The sequence below is a fragment of the Bradyrhizobium sp. 482_C4_N1_8 genome (assembly GCF_052075965.1).
In the GTDB taxonomy this organism is placed as follows: domain Bacteria; phylum Pseudomonadota; class Alphaproteobacteria; order Rhizobiales; family Xanthobacteraceae; genus Bradyrhizobium; species Bradyrhizobium barranii.
Genome location: NZ_CP197231.1, coordinates 5,700,214 through 5,717,584, shown reverse-complemented (window position 1 = coordinate 5,717,584; position 17,371 = coordinate 5,700,214). Strand labels below are relative to the sequence as shown.

Here is a 17,371-nt window from a genome sequence, read left to right as displayed (position 1 = left end):
GGACGCGCGATATGAAGTTCGATCGTAGTCTCGCTACAGCGGCGCTGCTCACAGCGTCCGTTGTCTGGCCCGGCGCTTCCGCGCGCGCGGCCGAAATTGCCAAGGACACGATGGTGATCGTGTCCGAAATGGGCCCCAACGGTCTCGACACGATGGTGCCGACCGCCAACGATCACAGCCGCATGGTGGTGTGGCAGGCCTACGACCGGCTCGTCAGCCACGGCGAGAAAAAGCTGGCCGACGGCACGGTATCTTACGACGCCAAGGTCATGACGCCAGAGCTGGCCGAGAGCTGGGAAGCCAGCGAGGACGGCAAGACCTACATTTTCCATCTGCGGAAGGGCGCGACGTTCCACGATGGCAGCCCGGTCACCGCCAAGGACGTCAAATGGTCGTTCGATCGCGCCATCGCCGCCGGCGGCTTTCCGGCGGTGCAAATGGCGGCGGGATCCCTGGTCAAGCCCGAACAGTTCACGGTGGTCGACGATCACACCTTCAAGGCGACGTTCGATCAGTTCAACAAGCTGACGATGCCTGACCTCGTCGTGCCGGTGCCCGTCATCGTCAATTCCGAGCTGGCCAAGAAGCACGCGACAGCGCAAGACCCGTGGGCGTTCGAGTGGGTGTCACGCAACGATTGCGGCGGCGGTGCCTACAAGGTGGAGTCCTGGTCGCCCGGCCAGCAGACTGTTTTTACCCGCTTCGACGCCTGGAAGTCCGGCCCGCTGCCCCAACTCAAGCGCGTCGTCTATCGGCAGATCGCCTCGGCCGGTACGCGTCGCGCGCTGCTGGAGAAGGGCGACGTCGATATGTCGGTCGGCCTTCCGCCGAAGGACTATGCCGAACTGGCAGAGCAGGGGAAGGTGACGATCATCGGCGTGCCGGTGCAGAACGACCTCGTGTTCGTCGATATGAATGTGAAGATCGCACCGTTCGACAATCCCAAGGTGCGCGAAGCGATCTCCTACGCCATCCCCTACAAGGAGATCGTCAGCTCCGCGCTCTATAACCGCGCCAAGCCGATGTTCGGTGGTGACCCTGACAAACCCTATCCCGACGCGACGTGGCCCGTTCCGATCAAGCATGGCCAGGATCTTGCGAAGGCCAAGCAGCTGTTGACCGAGGCCGGGTTCCCCCACGGCTTCAAGACCACGCTGTCGATCGATCTCAGCGAATCCACCGTGCGCGAGCCGACTGCCATCTTGATCCAGGAGGCGCTCAAGACGATCGGCATCGAACTCACGATCGAGAAGGTCCCGGGCTCGAACTGGTTTGCCCAGATGGCCAGCAAGACGATGCCGATGGTCATCGCCGAATTCTATGGCTGGCTCGATTACCCCGACTATTTCTTCTTCTGGACCTTCCACGGCGGCAACAACTCCGTGTTCAACACTGCCAACTACGTCAATCCCGACCTCGACAAGGTGATTGACCAGGCGCGCTTCACCCGCGATCCCGAGATCTACAAGACAAGCCTGAACAAGATGGTCGACATCGTCATGACCGACTTGCCTCGCATCCCGCTCTACACGCGGTTTGCCGACTATGCGGTGCAGAAGAACGTCAAGGGTTTTGAGTACTGGTTTCACACGCATCCGGATTTCCGCAAACTCTACAAGGAATGAGAGGACGGCAAGCGCGCTCGAACGGGGGCGCTTGCCATTCATCGGGGAAACACCGTGCAAGACACGCTCGGCGCTTTCGTTCCAGGCCCCATCATCCAACGGGCGCCGCACGGCTCAGGGCCACTTTCGGGCTTGAGCTTCGCGGTCAAGGACCTGTTCGATGTTGCAGGCGGCGTGACCGGCTGCGGCAATCCGGACTGGGCTGCCACCCACGAGATCGCAAAGGCCGACGCCTGGGCCGTCGACGCTCTGCTGGGCGCCGGCGCCTCGCTGACGGGCAAGACCATCACCGACGAGATCTCGCTCGGGCTGCTTGGCATCAACAAGTTTTACGGCACGCCGCTGAACCCGCGCGCGCCGGACCGTGTACCGGGCGGCTCGTCGAGCGGCTCCGCGTCCGCTGTTGCCGGCGGCCTGGCTGATTTTGCCTTGGGTACCGACTCCGGCGGCTCAGTGCGCATCCCCGCGAGTTTCTGCGGAATTTACGGCCTGCGTCCGACTCATGGTCGTATCTCCATCGCCGGCATGATGCCCCAGGCGCCATCATTCGATACCGTTGGCTATTTCACTCGCGATGCCCTGACTTTCGGCCGGGTCGGCGCGGTGCTACTCGGAGAGCAGGCGCCCGATGTCTTGCCCAGCGAGATCGTCGTTGCGGCCGACTGTTTTGCCATCGCCGACGAGCCGGTAAGGCGCGCCTTGCAGCCGGTTGTTGATCGGATGCGCGATGCAGTGGCGATCACCGCGTCGCCATTGGCCGAAGGCGCGCTCCTCGACTGGGCGCGCCACCAGCGCATCCTGCAGAAGTGTGAATTCCACGCCACGTTTCGGGATTGGATCGATCGCGTGAACCCGCGCTTCTCGTCGGAGGTAGCCGGCGCGTTTGCCGACGAAGGCCGCATTGAATCGAGTGACCTCTCGGCCGCCAAGGCTTTCCGCGAGTGCGTATCGAAGCGGCTCAACGATTTGCTCGAGGGGCGCCGCATGCTGTGCCTGCCGACCTCGCCCATTCTGCCGATAGGCCGCGACGCGCGCCTGTCGGACATTCGCGCGGCGGTACAGCGGATTGTCGACCTGACCGGTATCGCGGGCTTGACGGGCCTTCCACAGGTCAGCCTGCCCGTCGCTACATCCGGCTCTATTCCGGTCGGGCTGTCCCTCATTGGCTGGCGCGGCGGCGATGCGGCATTGGTCGCAGCAGCGCGCACCCTGGCGCGGGAATTCTCGATTGGACTGGCATGACCGACATCAAGGAAGCACGGACGCTGACCCTCGAAGGCGCGCTTAAGGTGCTCAACGCGGCAATCGGCGAGGCGACCCGCATTGGACAGCCGATGTGCATCGCAGTGGTCGATACCGGCGGCAATCTGCTGGCGTTCGGGCGCATGGACGGCTCGAAGGGACTTAGCGTGACCTCGTCCATCAACAAGGCACGGACGTCGGCACTGTCTGGCTCGCCGACCGGCAGCGCTCACGCGGACGTGGAAATCCAGGTCACTCTCGCGCATGAAAATCGCTGGACCAATCTGATCGGTGGTCTCCCGATCCGCGTCGATGGGTTCATCCTTGGCGCAGTGGCGGCGGGCTCCGGATCAGGCACACAGGATCTCGCTGTCGCCCGGGCCGGTGCGGCCGCGATCCCGGGAGCAGACATGTGCGTCGATTTCACGCCGATGGGCGCGGAAGACACCGGGATCATCAGGGGGGCGACGCTTCAGCCGAGGATTTGAAGCCAGCGGTCGGTCTGCGCACGACGACATAGGCCAAGGGGCGGAAGAGAGCCAAAAGTGATTGCTAGGCTCGGTGGAGCAATGTCTGCACTGGGTCAAGAGCGGGCCGGGATGGATCGCTAAACTTGCCCCTTGGTTGAGGGGCGTGAGTGAGGTGTGCTCCCGCTCGCATGGGGTAGTTGTCGGTCTGTAGCCAAGTGCGCCAAAAGGGACGTTGGCTAAACGTCGAAAAGCGTTTCTTCATTCTTCAAAGTTGCGATAGCGAATCCGTGCGGGCCGAGATCTCGAAAGAACTCACGGATAACGTCGATGAGGACTCGCACGTATTCGGGCTTATTCGATCCGTAAACGTCGGCGATGACGAGCGTGGGTGCGGGCAGATCGTCAGTTATCGGCAGCCGGATAAGCTCAGTGCCGTCCGGGGAAGCGTGGCCCAGTGGGGGCATGTTGAGCACAGAAACTCCAAACCCGCACGCAACAGAGGTCCTGATAGTCTCGTAGTTGCGCGTGCGGAAGCCGATCGTTGGTTGAGTTGCCAGCACATCGAACAATGTAAGGAGATACAGCGCGGTCTGTGGCAAATCCAACAGAACCAAAGGCCGAGTTGCCAATTCTGCGATAGATACGGCCGGCTGACGCGCGAGTTGGTCGGATCGCGAAATTAGCGCATGCGCAGGTACTTTACAGACGCGTGTTGTGTTCTCTTTGAAGTGCGGTCCGATATCATAAGTTACGACCAGGTCGACCGCTCCGTTTGCGAACCATTCTCGCAACTGCAACTGGTCTCCCTCGAGCACAGAAATCTCAACCGGCCCAACGCGCTCGATGTAGCGCTTCAGTGTGTCGGGAATGAAAAGTGCGCCGAAAGGATTGAAGCAGCCAATACGGATTGCCGGCGTGCTCAGTCCTCCCAAGCGAGCTATCGTTCTTTTGAATTCTGCATCGGCGGTCAGCATCGAGCGGGCTGCGCAGATAAAGCGTTCTCCCGCCGGGGTTACTCTGACCCCGCGTGAGGGACGCCTCTCAAAGATTCGAGCGCCCATTTCGGTTTCAGCAAGTTCAATCGCCGCAAGGATCGACGATTGCGAGATCCGCAAACTCACCGATGCTGCGTGCATGCTGCCAAGCCTGGCGACTTCGCTTACGTATCGAATTTGCCGAATCGTAAGATCCACAAGGCGTTCCCTACAGTTGATCGATGGTCTTTCTACAAATTATGCATTTTATGACCAGCTCGTAAATTCCTAATGCTCGCCGGACGGAGCCGAGTTTGACCGCTCCTGACTGTGAGAGAGGGAAAAGCAGTGTCTATGGACGTCTTCAGTCCGCCTGATGGGACCGACATATGTGGGCTGAATGCAGCCCAGGTGCTTTCCGCCTATAAGAAGGGGACATTGTCACCGATTGAGGTGACCGAAGCCGCTTTGGAGAGAGCTGAGGCAGTCAACGGGGAGCTGAACGCGTTCACGTTTATCGACCGGGATCGGGCTAGGAATGAGGCGCGTCGGTCCGAAGCTCGCTGGAGGTCCGGCGCACCCTTGTCAGACCTCGATGGCGTCCCGACAACGATTAAGGACATCGTCTGGGTCGAGGGGTGGTCGGTTCGGTGCGGCAGCCGCACGACGACAGCTTCGCCGTGTGAAAGGGATGCGCCGTCGGTCGAGAGGCTGCGCCGCTCAGGCGCGATCTTCATCGGGCAGACAACAACGCCGGAATTCGGCTGGAAGGCGGTTACCGACTCTCCTCTCTTTGGCGTGACGCGCAACGCCTGGGATCCTTCGATGACGGCAGGAGGATCCTCCGGAGGAGCAGCGGTAGCCGCAGCTGTCGGAGCGGGCAGCCTTCATTTGGGTAGCGATGGCGGTGGCTCGATACGCATTCCGGCGTCGTTCAACGGCATAGTCGGACATAAGCCGTCATTCGGACGTGTGCCCGCTCATCCTCCCAGCGCTTTTGGAACAGTGGCGCACATCGGTCCGATGGCACGAAGCGTTGGCGATGCTGAAGCCATGCTTGAGGCGATGTCTGGGCGCGACTTGCGCGACTGGGCGCAGGGCGCAGGCAAATTACCAAGATTGGGGAAGCGGCAGGCGGACTTTACGGGGATGCGGATCGGATACTGGTCAACTCCCCCTGTAGGACACGTCGACAGGGAAGTGGAATTGAGTGTGGCGGCTGCGGTTCGGCGAATGGAGGAGTGGGGAGCGATCGTCGAGCCGGTCGAATTGCCTTCCATTGATCTTCTTGAGCTGTTCCATATCCACTGGTTTTCGGGGGCCGCCAATCGGCTCGTCTCAGCGGGCGAAGTTGCCTCCGAAGTATACGATGCCGGCTTCCTGTTGGCCGCCGCGAAAGGCCGGGAGTACAACGCTGCTACCCTGGTGGCTGCCCAAGTGCTTCGCGCCGAATTCGGCGCCTTCATGGACGAGTTGCTCGAGAGTTACAATGTGTTGGTCTCTCCAGCCGCCGCCATTCCTCCGTTCGCAGCCGGGCGAGATGTGCCAGAAGGTAGTGGCCTTAGCCATTGGACCGAGTGGGCATCCTTCAGCTTTCCCATCAATCTGAGCCAGCAGCCTGCGTGCGTAGTTCCTTGCGGAATGACGGCTTCTGGAGCTCCAATTGGACTGCAATTTGTTGGCGCACGAGGAAATGACTCAGGCGTACTCGCCACGGCGCGGGCTTACGAACTGGTGTCACCCGAGCACTTCAGGATGGTCGATCTGACTAAGCGATCACGAAAGAGGATGGACGGCGTCGGAGCGACGCGCAGCGAATAGCGACCGGAACGAGAACGTACTGACGTTCATCAGGGGGCGCTCGGATGTGCGACCATCTATTGTTCTTTGGCGAAGTCGGAAGTCTCGCTTGAATGGATCGAGCGACCGGGGCCAGACGATGAGCGTGACTTGCGACGTCGCTGGTACAGTTCTTGGCTCATGGTTTTCGTTGCCCGCTGAGGTCGATGGAAGCTCTCGGAGTGTTCTTCGGCAGGCCGAACAATCTGATGTAACGGTAGGGAGAAGTGGGTATGGCGAAATACACTGGCCATTACATCGATGGGCGGCGGTGCGTAGGTCAGGGTCGACGGACCTCAACGGTCTTCAATCCGGCGACAGGCGAGCACACGGGATTGGTACCTCTTGCATCCGGCTCGGACGTTCATCGCGCGGTTGCGAGTGCGACTGCGGCTTTCGCGATCTGGTCGGAGATTACTCCCCTGCGCCGAGCACGAATTCTCAACAAGTTCTTGCGGCTTCTGGAGGAAAGGGCGGAACGCCTGGCAGCTCTGATTAGCGCGGAGCATGGCAAGGTGCTCGCTGATGCGATGGGCGAAGTGCAAAGAGGCATTGAAGTTGTTGAGTTCGCGACCGGTGCCCCGCAGCTTCTGAAAGGGGAGTTTACCGAAAGCGTCGGAACACGGGTTGACAGTCATTCGGTCCGACAGCCGATTGGGGTCGTGGCAGGGATTACGCCGTTCAACTTCCCCGCGATGGTCCCCATGTGGATGTTTCCAGTCGCTCTTGCCTGCGGCAACTGCTTCATATTGAAACCTTCGGAGCGCGTTCCTTCTGCCGCGATCCTGCTCGCCGAGTGGCTAACCGAGGCCGGCCTTCCGCCAGGAGTTTTCAATGTCGTTCAGGGCGATAAACAAGCGGTCGATGCACTCTTAGTCCATCCGGATGTTGCGGCAGTGAGTTTCGTCGGGTCGACGCCGATCGCTCGATACGTCTACGAGACGGCAGCCCGCTTCGGAAAGCGCTGTCAAGCGCTAGGTGGTGCAAAGAACCATATGATCGTGATGCCTGATGCGGATTTGGATCAAGTTGCAGATGCCTTGATGGGAGCGGCCTATGGAGCGGCAGGCGAGCGTTGCATGGCGGCCTCCGTGGTGGTGCCAATCGGCGAACATACGGCTAACGAATTGATCGCGCGGATGGCCCCCAGGGTGCATGCGCTCAGGATCGGACCGGCGACCGATCCTGACGCTGAGATGGGGCCATTGATAACAAAACAGCATCTAGAGAGGGTCTGCGCTTACATCGAATCGGGCGTGACCCAGGGAGCAAACCTGCTGGTCGACGGTCGTGGTTTCAAGATGCAGGGTCACGAAGGGGGGTATTTTATTGGGGGCTCTCTCTTCGACCAAGTTGAGCCGAATATGACGATCTACAGAGAAGAGATCTTCGGACCGGTGCTTTGCGTCGTGCGTGCGGAAAGCTTCGAAGCTGCCGCCAGCCTGATCAATCGAAGCGAATTTGGAAACGGTACTGCGATCTTTACCCGTGATGGGAAAGCAGCGCGTGAATTCGCGCATCGGATACGCGTCGGCATGGTGGGGGTCAATGTTGCTATCCCCGTTCCCATGGCTTTCCATTCCTTTGGAGGTTGGAAGGCCTCTCTGTTCGGTGGTCATCATATCCACGGTCCAGAGGGAGTGCGCTTCTACACGCAATTGAAGACGATTACGACACGATGGCCCACAGACATTCGCCTGGACGTCAATTTTGCCATGCCGACCTTCCATTAGTGGGGCCGAGCACCGGCAGTGCGTGTCGGTAGCGACCGGTGTACTTTCTCCCCGTCACGACGTTCTCTCAGCAAAGGCCCCGCTGACAGCGCCACCCCACGAGGCGCGCAGCAATTCGGTGTCATCATCGCCAATGACGCCACATAGTGGTTCTCGACTGGCTGGAGTGGTGTTTGCGCGTAGACGCGTGCGGCCAAGGGCCCGCAGCGGTCTCTCGTGTTGGGGGGACGGCCCCCTTCCGCCACACTGCGTGGCAAGATGAGGTCGTCGCTGACCTCAAACGAAGGAGCCGCCCGTGGAAACGATTGTTCGCACCGGCCTGGATACGTCGAAGATTGTATTTCAACTGCATGGCGTTGACGGGACAGAGCAGCTGGTTTTTACGGCGTAAGTTGAGGCGCGGGCAGGTTTGTTGCGAACCGTTTTGGTCGCTGGCGCGACGGCTGTGATCGCGGATATTCGCCGACGGAAACTCGCTCCTGGCCCTGGCTGAAAGATATCAGCGCACGCAAGCCGCCGAAGCTAGTGCCCATAGCGTTGGCAAACAAGCTGGCGCGGATTGCCTGGAAACTGATGGTCAGCGGCGAGCGGTTTCGACCTGCAAGCAGCGTCATGACGATGCCGACATAGACTTGAACGAAATGCAGAGCTTGGCGCCAGACCGGCAGGTTTGACGCTAAGGGCGGAACTTGCAGGATAGTAAGAGGTGGTACGTTCGGCGCGAGCCGCTCAGTGAAATGCTCCGCTCGGTTTACCGGCAGAAAATGCCGCTCTCGTGTTTGGATCTCACTGTCCGCGGAGCCCATCTTGGCCGGTGGTCGCAAGACCCGAAAACAGGCCGGACATACGAGCGCAAGCGATCCGCGCAAGCTGCTAGAGCCGTCCTTGCAAGTCGGGGGCCGTCCACATATGAACCCGAGCCCTTTCGGTCTCGGCCTGCCGGCTTCGATCCCTGGCGTAGGACCATGATGGAGTCGTCGTTCGATATCTCCAAATCTGACGAGTGACTTGACGCGATAATCCACACAGCAGAATTGTCGCCGGAGGCGCTCTTTGATGAAGCCGGCCGTAAGCGGCCGGCGCTTGTTTTTACCCCCGGAAGGCGGGGTAGGCGGCGCTCCCGCATAGCCCCGAACCGGTGAGCCGCAACCGCGCCCCTCTCTGCTCCTCCAGGACGATCATGATGATGGCGCGGTCCTCCGCTCGCGCTCCGGCCGTTCCGGTGCGGCCCACCTCAAGTGTTCGGGGCTTTCCGGTCGCTCTTCGCCGCCCACCCCGCCTTCCGGGGGCAGGTTGCGGAAGAAGAGTTGACGGAGATCATCATGACCAAGGGCCGCAAGCGTGATTGCACGACGATGACAAAACCGAGCCTTTACGAAGAAATCACCTCGCACATCATCGCCGACCTGGAGGCCGGCACCTTCCCATGGGCGCGACCCTGGGGCGCGAGTGGTGAGAGCAAGGCGTTTGCGTTGCCCAGCAATGCCGCGACCGGCAATCCCTATTCCGGGATCAATATCCTGATCCTGTGGGGCAAGATGTTTGAATCCGGCTTCACCTCTCAAAGGTGGCTCACCTTCAATCAGGCATCAGCCCTCGGCGGCACCGTACGCAAAGGAGAGCATGGCACGACGGTCTGTTATGCCGACCGCTTCGTCCCCAAGCGCGCAAGATTCTGCGCGCCGAGGCACAGAGGGGCAGGCGGAGGAGGGGGAGGCAAGTATTCCCTTCCTGCGCCGCTACACGGTTTTCAATCTGGATCAATGCGACCAATTGCCGGCCGATCTCAGCCTCGCGTCACCCGAACTGCCCGAGCGGCAGCTCGTGCCGCAGGCCGAGGCGCTCGCCAAGGCAACGCTTGCCGATATCCGCATCGGCGGCGCGGACGCATTCTATCTGCCGCTGGCAGATACCGTTCACATCCCGCCACAGCCGGCATTCTTCGAGCAGATCAACTTCTATCGGACGCTCTTTCATGAGCTCGGACACTGGACCGGCCATCCCAACCGGTTGAACCGCGACCTCACGGGTACCTTCGGCTCGAAACCTTACGCCCATGAGGAATTGGTCGCCGAGTTGACCGCCGCTTTTGTCTGCGCCGCGCTCTCCATCAAGCCGACGGTCCGGCATGCCGACTATCTCGGTTCATGGCTGGACGTGCTCCGCAGCGACAGCCGCACAATTTTTCGGGCCGCAAGCAAAGCCTCCAAGGCCGCCGATTTTCTGCTCGCGTTCAGCGAAGACAACCGAGCGGCCGCAGCGAAGGCGAGGGCGCCCTGAGCCGCGCCCTCGATGAGCCGCGTGCGGCCGCCGCCTGTGTGCCGCGCTACATGGCGTTTCCAATCGGTCATTAGGACGCCAAATAATCGCTATCTCGGCCCGCGCCTGCGAGATGATTAACCCTTTGTTTACCAGCCCTTGACGCTCTCGATTCGGGCGCAAGGACGCAATTTGCGCCCGAATTCTGCGGTGTCCGAGTCGCCTTGGAGTCAATCGGGCGAGGTGGAAATTTAGCCGGAAGCGATTCTGACGACTCAGCCTATTGGAGGGTCCAAGCAGAGCGCGTGCAGCGCATCATGGAGCCGACCATGGTTGATCCCTTCAAGGCGTTTCCCGAACCGCATGCAGTGAAGCTCAGGCGTATTTGCGTTGCTCAGGTCGTGGTGAGCGTCTCGGCACTGACGTCAACGGCCGTACTGCTGTCGTGCCTCACGATCGTCGTGAACAAGCTCTGATTGGCTGGAAAGAGCGACGCCGTCCTGACGCAGCCTGCAATGCTCTATTGCCAAAACGCCAAAGCCGGATCGTATCGCGCCCGGCGCGTCTACGATCCGGCTTAACGACGAGCTATCGTTCCAGCCATCGCCGTGAGATCAATCAGGTGGCAAGTCCACAAAGGCCAAATGCCTCAGGGGCGTGCCTCTGGCGGGAGCGAAAGCGGGTCTCGATGCCCGAAGACCTACTACTTTTTCTTGGCGGCCTTCTTCGCCTTCTTCGCGACGGTCTTCTTTGCCTTCTTCGCTTTCTTAGCCATATGCCCTCCGTCAATCCTCAATGGATGCAAACCGGGAATCGGTATGCACAGAAAAAAGTGTAACACTGTTTTGAAAGATTGACAGTGAGGCGGCTTGATCGCGCTTTTCATACCTTGAAAGAGGGTGACAGAGGCTCGCATTCGTCGGGTCCAAAGCTGGAGGAGGAATAGACCATGGCAGCTCACCCCTTTCAGCGCGCATCCGTGCGATATGGCGAGACGCCTGAACCAGTCACCACCTACCAGAAGGCAGCCCAGGTCTGGGACGAGCGCTTAGGCTCGGCTCGCGTGCAGGCTAGCAACTGGCGGCTAGCTGCGTTGGCGGCCATCGGTCTCTCCGGCATGCTCGGTTTGACGATCTTTGCTCAAATTGCTCGATCCGGCGTCGTCCCTTACGTGGTCGAGGTCGATCGGCTCGGCGAAGTCCGCGCGGTCGGTCCTGCGCTCGAGGCGTATCAGCCGTCGGACGCACAGATCGCGCACTTCCTGGCGCGATTTATCGAGAACGTTCGCTCGTTGTCGATTGACCCTGTCATCGTCCGGGCGAACTGGCTGCGAGCTTATGACTTTGTCACCGATCGCGGCGCGCAGGCTCTCAACGATTATGCGCGAGAAGCTGATCCCTTCACGAAGATCGGGTCCAAGACCGTGACCGCTGAAGTCATGTCAGTCGTTCGTGCCTCCGGCGACAGCTTCGAGATCCGCTGGAAGGAGAACACCTACGAGAACGGCGCGATCTCAAAGACAGAGCGCTTCACCGGGCTCGTTACGACGGTCCTCAAGTCACCCTCGGATGCCGAAACGCTGCGGAAGAACCCGCTCGGCCTTTACGTCCATTCCCTCAACTGGTCGCGTGACCTCATCGGAGACGCAAAATGAAATCTGTTGTCATGACCAAGCTCGCGTCGGCCAGCGTCCTGACGTTGTCACTCCTACTCGGCGGTTGTGCCACCAAGCTCAACCTCGAGGCGCCATATGACGAGATGACATTCGAACGGGGCTTTCCGGAAGCGGATCCGCCGAAGCCAGTTGCGGTTGTTGAAACGCCCAAGGTCTTGCCGCTACCCGGTCAGTTGAAGCCCTATCCGAGCAAAGGAACCAAGGACGAGAAGCTGCCTCCTGAGCAGGCGATCGCGAAGGCGAACAAAGAAGCCAGGATGGAGCCCACCAAGGCCGGATATATCAACGCGATCCAAGTCTATCCCTGGACGGAAGGCGCGCTCTACCGGCTCTACGCCAGTCCTGAGAAAGTCTCGACGATCGCGCTTCAAGCCGGCGAAGAGCTGATCGACGTCTCGACCGGCGATACCGTTCGCTGGGTCGTTGGCGATACCGCGAGTGGGCAGGGAACCGCCCGACGGGTGCATATTCTGGTGAAGCCGACGCTTCCGGATATTCAGACCAACCTGGTCGTTCTGACCGACCGGCGCGCCTATCACCTTGAGCTTGTCTCCACCAAGCAGACCTATATGGCTTCGATCTCGTGGACCTATCCAACAGATACCCTCGTTGCGCTTCATAAGCAGAATGCCGTCGCCCAGGAGAATGAGGAGCGGGTCGCGGATCGAGGTGTGCGGCTTGATAGCCTTAACTTCCGCTATCGCGTCGAGGGGGATGATCCGCCATGGCGTCCGTTGCGGGCGTTTGACGATGGCCGCAAGGTCTACATCCAGATGCCGCCTGGTCTGTCCCAGGGAGAAGCGCCGCCCCTGTTCGTTGCCGGCGCCGATGGTCGGCCGAACCTTGTCAATTACCGAGTTCGCGGCTCCTACTACATCGTCGATCGGATGTTTGGCGCCGCGGAGCTTCGCCTCGGCGAAAATCCGCAGCGGACCGTGCGGATCATCCGCATCGACGCGCGGCCCGTGTCGCAGACCTTCAGCGCCGGGAGCGCCTCATGACGAACGGCCCAATTCAGGATCCGCGAGAGCCCCTCGAACTACGCGCGCGGCCGCGGCCTATTCGGCGCCTGAACAGGCGTGCGTTGATCATCGGCTGCGCCGTTGCCGCGCTATTCGTCGCCGGAGCGGTCATCGTCGCGCTCCGTCCATTGCGAGTGTTCAAGTCGGCCGATCGAGCGGAGCTCTACAACACCGACCGCAAGCAGACAGCCGAGGGCCTCAGCAAGCTGCCGAAGTCGTATGAAAACCTCACCCCAACGACACCTCGGCTTGGGCCACCGTCTCCTGGGGACATAGGCCGCGCCTTTGCCGAAAACGAAAAGAAGGCGGGCGTGGGTCTGGATGGAGGCTTCCGGACTAATCCGGAGGAGGACGCCGAGAGAACCGAGCGGATCCGGCAGACGCGCATTGCCCAGCAAGCCAAGGAGTCCGGTCTGTTTGTCAGGCTGTCGGAGAAGCAGGAGAAGCGAAAGCAGATCAATACGTCCGACGTGCCGGCAGCTACCCCTTCCGCCTTCAGACCGGCGACAGCTGACGCCGGGCCTTCGGCCGCTGATCTAGCCAAGACGGCTCAGGCCATGGTCGATCGGTCCAGCGAGATTATTCCGTCTTCGCAGGCGCGAAAGCTGGCCTTCGTGGCGGCAAAAGCCGACACAGAAACCACCAATCCCCATGCGCTTCAACCAGCTCCATCAACCTATGCCGTCATGGCGGGATCGATCATCCCGGCCAGCCTTATGACTGGCCTGAATTCTGATCTGCCGGGCGCCACGATCGGCCAGGTGACCGAGAACGTCTATGACACCGTGTCGGGTGAGCATCTTCTTATCCCCCAGGGAACTAGGCTCGTGGGCAAGTACGATAGCGTCGTCGCCTTCGGCCAGAAGAGGGCGCTGGTCGTGTGGGCACGTCTCATTCTGCCGAACGGCAATTCGATTGTGATCGAGAACTTACCGGCCACGGACGTCGCGGGCTATGCCGGGCTCGAAGATGAGGTGGACTTTCATACCTGGCAATTGCTGAAGGGGGTGGCGCTCGCGACTTTGATCGGTGTCGGGACGCAGCTGTCGCTCGGCAATGACGAGAGCGATCTCGTGAAGACGCTGCGGGAAAGTGCGCAGCAGACGACCAATCGCGCTGGTCAGCGCTTGGTGGAGCGCGAGCTCGATGTGCAGCCAACGATCACAGTCCGGCCAGGCTGGCCGCTGCGGGTGATTGTTTCGAAGGATCTGGTGCTGAAGCCGTACTCGGACCTTCAGGCGATGACGAAGGGCAAATGAGGAATGAAGCTCGGAAAACTGCCCGATCGGACGCCGGTGAAGATGAGCGTTGTACTGACGCCGGGCCTTGCGCAACGGCTGAGAGAGTATGCTGACTTCTATGCCGAGACCCGCTACGATCAATATTGCACTCCATATCGAGCGCCCATTCCTCACCGTCCTTGCGCCGACGAAAGGTCTCTGCCACGTAGCGGTTCTTGCGGCGTACCTGGACGCGCCAGTTCCCGGACGGCAACTGAGTGAAGCTGGCCACGGTCGTGTGCACTCCCCAAATCGTGTGCGCTACGTGTGCACTGAGAGGTCAAAGCGGGTACAAACGTGTGCAATTTCGGCTAGTTTGGAGTGCACATGTTCATGTTTCATCCTGTTGAAGCATAAGGTAAATCATTGAAATCGCAATACTATCGCTTTTCTGTGGCTCCGATGATGGACTGGACCGATAGCCGCTGTCGGGTGTTCCATCGCCATCTGACGCGGCGGGCGCTGCTCTATACCGAGATGTTGACGACCGGCGCCATCATTCATGGCGACCGGGAGCGGCTGCTTGGGTTCGATGCGGTCGAGCACAAGGTGGCGCTTCAGCTTGGCGGGGCGGATCCGCGCGAGCTCGCACAGGCCGCGCGGATCGGCGAAGAGTTCGGCTATGACGAGATCAACCTCAATGTCGGCTGCCCGTCGGATCGTGTGAAGGATGGCCGCTTTGGAGCCTGCCTCATGGCGGAGCCGGAGCTTGTGGCGCGATGTGTCGACGCGATGAAGGGCGCGGTTTCCATTCCCGTCACCGTCAAATGCCGCATCGGCATCGACGATCAGGATCCGGAGGTCGCGCTCGATACGCTTGCGCGCGGAGTGGTCGCCTCAGGCTGCGATGCGCTGATCGTGCATGCCCGCAAGGCCTGGCTCAACGGTCTGTCGCCGAAGGAGAACCGCGACATCCCGCCGCTCGACTATGACCGCGTCTATCGCCTCAAGCGCGCGATGCCTGATGTGCCCATCATCATCAACGGCGGCATCCCCGGTATCGACGAGGCGAAAGCGCATCTCGAGCACGTCGACGGCGTGATGCTCGGCCGCGCCGCATATCAGGAGCCATGGCGGCTGCTCTCCGTCGATCAAGACATCTTCGGCGAAGCGGCGCCGCATGCGACGATGCAGGACGCGCTCGAAGCGATGATGCCCTATATCGAGCAGCAGCTCGCGCGGGGCACGCGGCTGCATGCGATCACGCGGCATTTCGTCGGGGCGTTCCACGCCGTGCCCGGTGCGCGCGCCTTCCGCCGCCATCTTGCCGAGCAGGGGGTGAAGCCGGGCGCCGGTGTGGACGTGCTGCGCGATGCGATCGCGCGTGTCGGTGCGCGCGCTCCGGCGGAGGCCGCGGCCTAGCCCAAACGGGTGAAGAGCCGGATCGCAAAATCCGGCTCCTCGTCGATCCGCCTCAGCGGAGCAGATCGAAATGATAGTTCACGCCGACGCGGAAGGTGTGGAATTTCACGGCGTTCCAGTCCGGCAGATCGTCGTGCTTGAACTCGGTGTAGAGATATTCGGCCTTGGCCGACCATTTCGGCAGGAACGCCCATTCGACGCCGCCGCCCGCGGTCCAACCCATCTTCATCTTGTTGATCGGCCCGTCCTTCAACTCGCCGGTGGCAAGACCCGCGGTCCCGAAGAACAGCAGCCGTGAATCCATCGTCGCGATGCCGGCGCGGGCGCGGCCGGTCATGTACCAGGGGATGCTCACCGCGGCGCTGTTGAGCGCGTCGTGGTTCTTGATGTCGCCGCCCTCGAAGTCATTCTCGATGCCGACCACGAACATCGGCGAGAGCTGGTAGTTGTAGCCAATCTGCACGCCGCCGACGGCGCCCTTGACCTTGCCGCCGCTGATGCCGACGAGATTATTGAACGCGTCGTCGCCGCTCTCTGCGTAGCCGGCGTTGAAGCCCGCATAGAGACCCGTCCACGAATACACCGGCTGCGGTGCCGTGTAGGCCGAGGAGGGCGCGGCGTAGCGCGGCGACAGGTCGGCAGCGCAGGCGCTGCTCGCGGCGAACACCGCGGCAAAGGGCAGGGCGCGCATCGTGCGGCGTAAGGCGGCTCTGGCAGTCATGATTCTCAATCTCCCACTTGGCCGCACCTCACGGAGCAGCCTTGTCCAACCCCGATCCGGGAATGGGGTCGTTATAAACCGACTAGACGGTTTGTAAATAGAGGAAATGCCACATCGATGGATTGTTCGCGGGGCTCGGGGTTAGGCGGTTGGCCGGCAGGCGCGCCGATGTTGCGCAGCGCGCTGGCGCAAAGGTGGCCTCGCGGACTGGATCAAGCGGGGCTGCCTGAATGGAGCGGCTCCGTCAGTTTGACTGGCGCCAGAGCGGCCAAGGAGCGATTTGACAAGCGCCGATCGCGTTGTGCGGCTCAGGCAGTCCCGGCTGATTGGGCCTTGATCGTGCGCATGAGGCGCGCAGCGAAGCGAATTATCGGAGCGCGCGGCGATCGGGCAATTCCGGGTAGCCTGTGAGCATCAGCTTGTCGGCGCGCACACCCCAGCTCTCCAGGCGGTCGAGGAAGCTCATGCCGAGCAGATTGGTCTTCATCTGCCCGCGCGGCACGACGAGGGCCGGCACCGACTTTTCGACGAGGTGGCCGACGGAGAGACGGTCGAGCGTAAGGCGGGCTGCCTTGGTGTGGCCACCCGCGGTTTCGAGATCGACGTCGTATTCGAGCATCTCGAGCGGCAGTCCGATCGCTTTCGCGGTTTCCCAGGTCAGGACCACGGAGGTCGCACCGGTATCGATCACCATCGGTGCGGCGACGCCGTTGATCTTCGCACGTAGCGCGAATTCGCCGCCCTGGCCGCGCTGGATCTGCACGGCCGGGGCCGGGGAGGCGATCTGCGCGCGAAACATGTGCGAGACCTTGTTGCTCGCGCGCGCGATCCGGTCGGGATCGCCATAGGCGACGACGGCACCGGCCGTGCCGGCGAGCATGACGAGAACGAGCAGGAAGCGGATCATTGCGCGCCTCCGAGGCGACGCAGGGCGGTCAGGCGCGTTTCGGCGATCCCGCGATCGGCTGCAAACCCGCGTCCGCCATGCGTGCCGGCAACAGCGCCATCACCGCGAGCCGTTCCGTGCTCTCCATGGCGTGCCAGCGCGCGATCTCCGGCAAGGTCCGGCCGCAGCCGAAGCACAGCCTGGTCTTGGGATCGATCATGCAGACGGCGACGCACGGCGTTTCTTTGCTCATGTGGCCATAGTGGGGGATCGTCGGGCATGT

General features: G+C 61.3%; 15 protein-coding genes and 3 pseudogenes. 14 read left to right on the top strand and 4 right to left on the bottom strand.

Translation table 11 applies throughout. The features are described from left to right. Positions 1-11 precede the first annotated feature (11 nt). The 3 genes from AB7Z56_RS27710 to AB7Z56_RS27700 are packed head-to-tail and all read left to right on the top strand — an operon-like array spanning position 12 to position 3,355. Positions 12-1,625, top strand: a complete 1,614-nt coding sequence (locus AB7Z56_RS27710; protein WP_063984043.1) for an ABC transporter substrate-binding protein — start codon at positions 12-14, stop codon at positions 1,623-1,625. Between the two features lie 54 nt (positions 1,626-1,679). Next, complete coding sequence (locus AB7Z56_RS27705; RefSeq protein ID WP_063984042.1) at positions 1,680-2,867, top strand: amidase; 1,188 nt, start codon at positions 1,680-1,682, stop codon at positions 2,865-2,867. Further along, a complete protein-coding gene (locus tag AB7Z56_RS27700; RefSeq protein WP_063984041.1) occupies positions 2,864-3,355 on the top strand; it encodes a GlcG/HbpS family heme-binding protein in 492 nt (163 codons plus the stop codon). The genes AB7Z56_RS27705 and AB7Z56_RS27700 overlap by 4 nt, the downstream gene beginning before the upstream one ends. A gap of 218 nt (positions 3,356-3,573) precedes the next feature. On the opposite strand, the gene AB7Z56_RS27695 is transcribed toward AB7Z56_RS27700, so the two are convergent. Continuing rightward, positions 3,574-4,530 carry a LysR family transcriptional regulator gene (locus AB7Z56_RS27695; protein WP_028152372.1) on the bottom strand — a complete coding sequence of 319 codons (957 nt, stop codon included), beginning with the start codon at positions 4,528-4,530 and terminating at the stop codon, positions 3,574-3,576. A 135-nt stretch (positions 4,531-4,665) separates the two neighbouring features. Here AB7Z56_RS27695 and AB7Z56_RS27690 point away from each other — a divergent pair, with 135 nt between their 5' ends. From AB7Z56_RS27690 to dusA, 11 genes and pseudogenes are all read left to right on the top strand, one after another. Continuing rightward, the gene (locus AB7Z56_RS27690) at positions 4,666-6,132 is read left to right on the top strand and encodes an amidase (protein WP_063986461.1); all 1,467 of its coding nucleotides are present in this window, start codon (positions 4,666-4,668) and stop codon (positions 6,130-6,132) included. 251 nt (positions 6,133-6,383) lie between these two features. Next, complete coding sequence (locus AB7Z56_RS27685; RefSeq protein ID WP_063984040.1) at positions 6,384-7,883, top strand: CoA-acylating methylmalonate-semialdehyde dehydrogenase; 1,500 nt, start codon at positions 6,384-6,386, stop codon at positions 7,881-7,883. A 295-nt stretch (positions 7,884-8,178) separates the two neighbouring features. Further along, positions 8,179-8,293: pseudogene (locus tag AB7Z56_RS27680) on the top strand (IS110 family transposase); the annotation flags it as partial. Continuing rightward, positions 8,275-8,513: pseudogene (locus tag AB7Z56_RS27675) on the top strand (IS110 family transposase); the annotation flags it as partial. The pseudogenes AB7Z56_RS27680 and AB7Z56_RS27675, both read left to right, overlap by 19 nt. 692 nt (positions 8,514-9,205) lie before the next feature. Next, a pseudogene (locus tag AB7Z56_RS27670) lies at positions 9,206-10,163 on the top strand (ArdC family protein). A gap of 308 nt (positions 10,164-10,471) precedes the next feature. Further along, positions 10,472-10,618, top strand: coding sequence for a hypothetical protein (locus AB7Z56_RS27665; protein ID WP_155256151.1), 147 nt, complete (start codon positions 10,472-10,474; stop codon positions 10,616-10,618). 473 nt (positions 10,619-11,091) lie between these two features. Then, positions 11,092-11,796 carry a conjugal transfer protein TrbF gene (gene trbF / locus AB7Z56_RS27660; protein WP_028146769.1) on the top strand — a complete coding sequence of 235 codons (705 nt, stop codon included), beginning with the start codon at positions 11,092-11,094 and terminating at the stop codon, positions 11,794-11,796. Then, the gene (gene trbG / locus AB7Z56_RS27655) at positions 11,793-12,818 is read left to right on the top strand and encodes a P-type conjugative transfer protein TrbG (RefSeq protein WP_441256576.1); all 1,026 of its coding nucleotides are present in this window, start codon (positions 11,793-11,795) and stop codon (positions 12,816-12,818) included. Before trbF ends, trbG begins: the two co-directional genes overlap by 4 nt. Next, positions 12,815-14,098, top strand: a complete 1,284-nt coding sequence (locus AB7Z56_RS27650) for a TrbI/VirB10 family protein (protein ID WP_441256575.1) — start codon at positions 12,815-12,817, stop codon at positions 14,096-14,098. Before trbG ends, AB7Z56_RS27650 begins: the two co-directional genes overlap by 4 nt. A 3-nt stretch (positions 14,099-14,101) precedes the next feature. Continuing rightward, entirely contained in the window at positions 14,102-14,341 is a 240-nt protein-coding gene (locus AB7Z56_RS27645) for a DUF2274 domain-containing protein (protein ID WP_441256574.1), read from the top strand. 144 nt (positions 14,342-14,485) lie between these two features. Continuing rightward, the gene (gene dusA / locus AB7Z56_RS27640; RefSeq protein ID WP_441256573.1) at positions 14,486-15,481 is read left to right on the top strand and encodes a tRNA dihydrouridine(20/20a) synthase DusA; all 996 of its coding nucleotides are present in this window, start codon (positions 14,486-14,488) and stop codon (positions 15,479-15,481) included. A gap of 52 nt (positions 15,482-15,533) precedes the next feature. Here dusA and AB7Z56_RS27635 read toward each other — a convergent pair whose 3' ends face one another. The 3 genes from AB7Z56_RS27635 to AB7Z56_RS27625 all read right to left on the bottom strand — a co-directional run bounded on the left by AB7Z56_RS27635 (position 15,534) and on the right by AB7Z56_RS27625 (position 17,341). Further along, positions 15,534-16,202: an outer membrane protein gene (locus AB7Z56_RS27635; RefSeq protein WP_441256572.1), complete on the bottom strand. Its 669-nt coding sequence runs from the start codon at positions 16,200-16,202 to the stop codon at positions 15,534-15,536. Between the two features lie 367 nt (positions 16,203-16,569). Beyond that, positions 16,570-17,109 carry a TIGR02281 family clan AA aspartic protease gene (locus AB7Z56_RS27630; protein WP_063984038.1) on the bottom strand — a complete coding sequence of 180 codons (540 nt, stop codon included), beginning with the start codon at positions 17,107-17,109 and terminating at the stop codon, positions 16,570-16,572. A 28-nt stretch (positions 17,110-17,137) separates the two neighbouring features. Further along, positions 17,138-17,341, bottom strand: coding sequence for a DUF1289 domain-containing protein (locus AB7Z56_RS27625; RefSeq protein WP_028146760.1), 204 nt, complete (start codon positions 17,339-17,341; stop codon positions 17,138-17,140). Positions 17,342-17,371 lie beyond the last annotated feature (30 nt).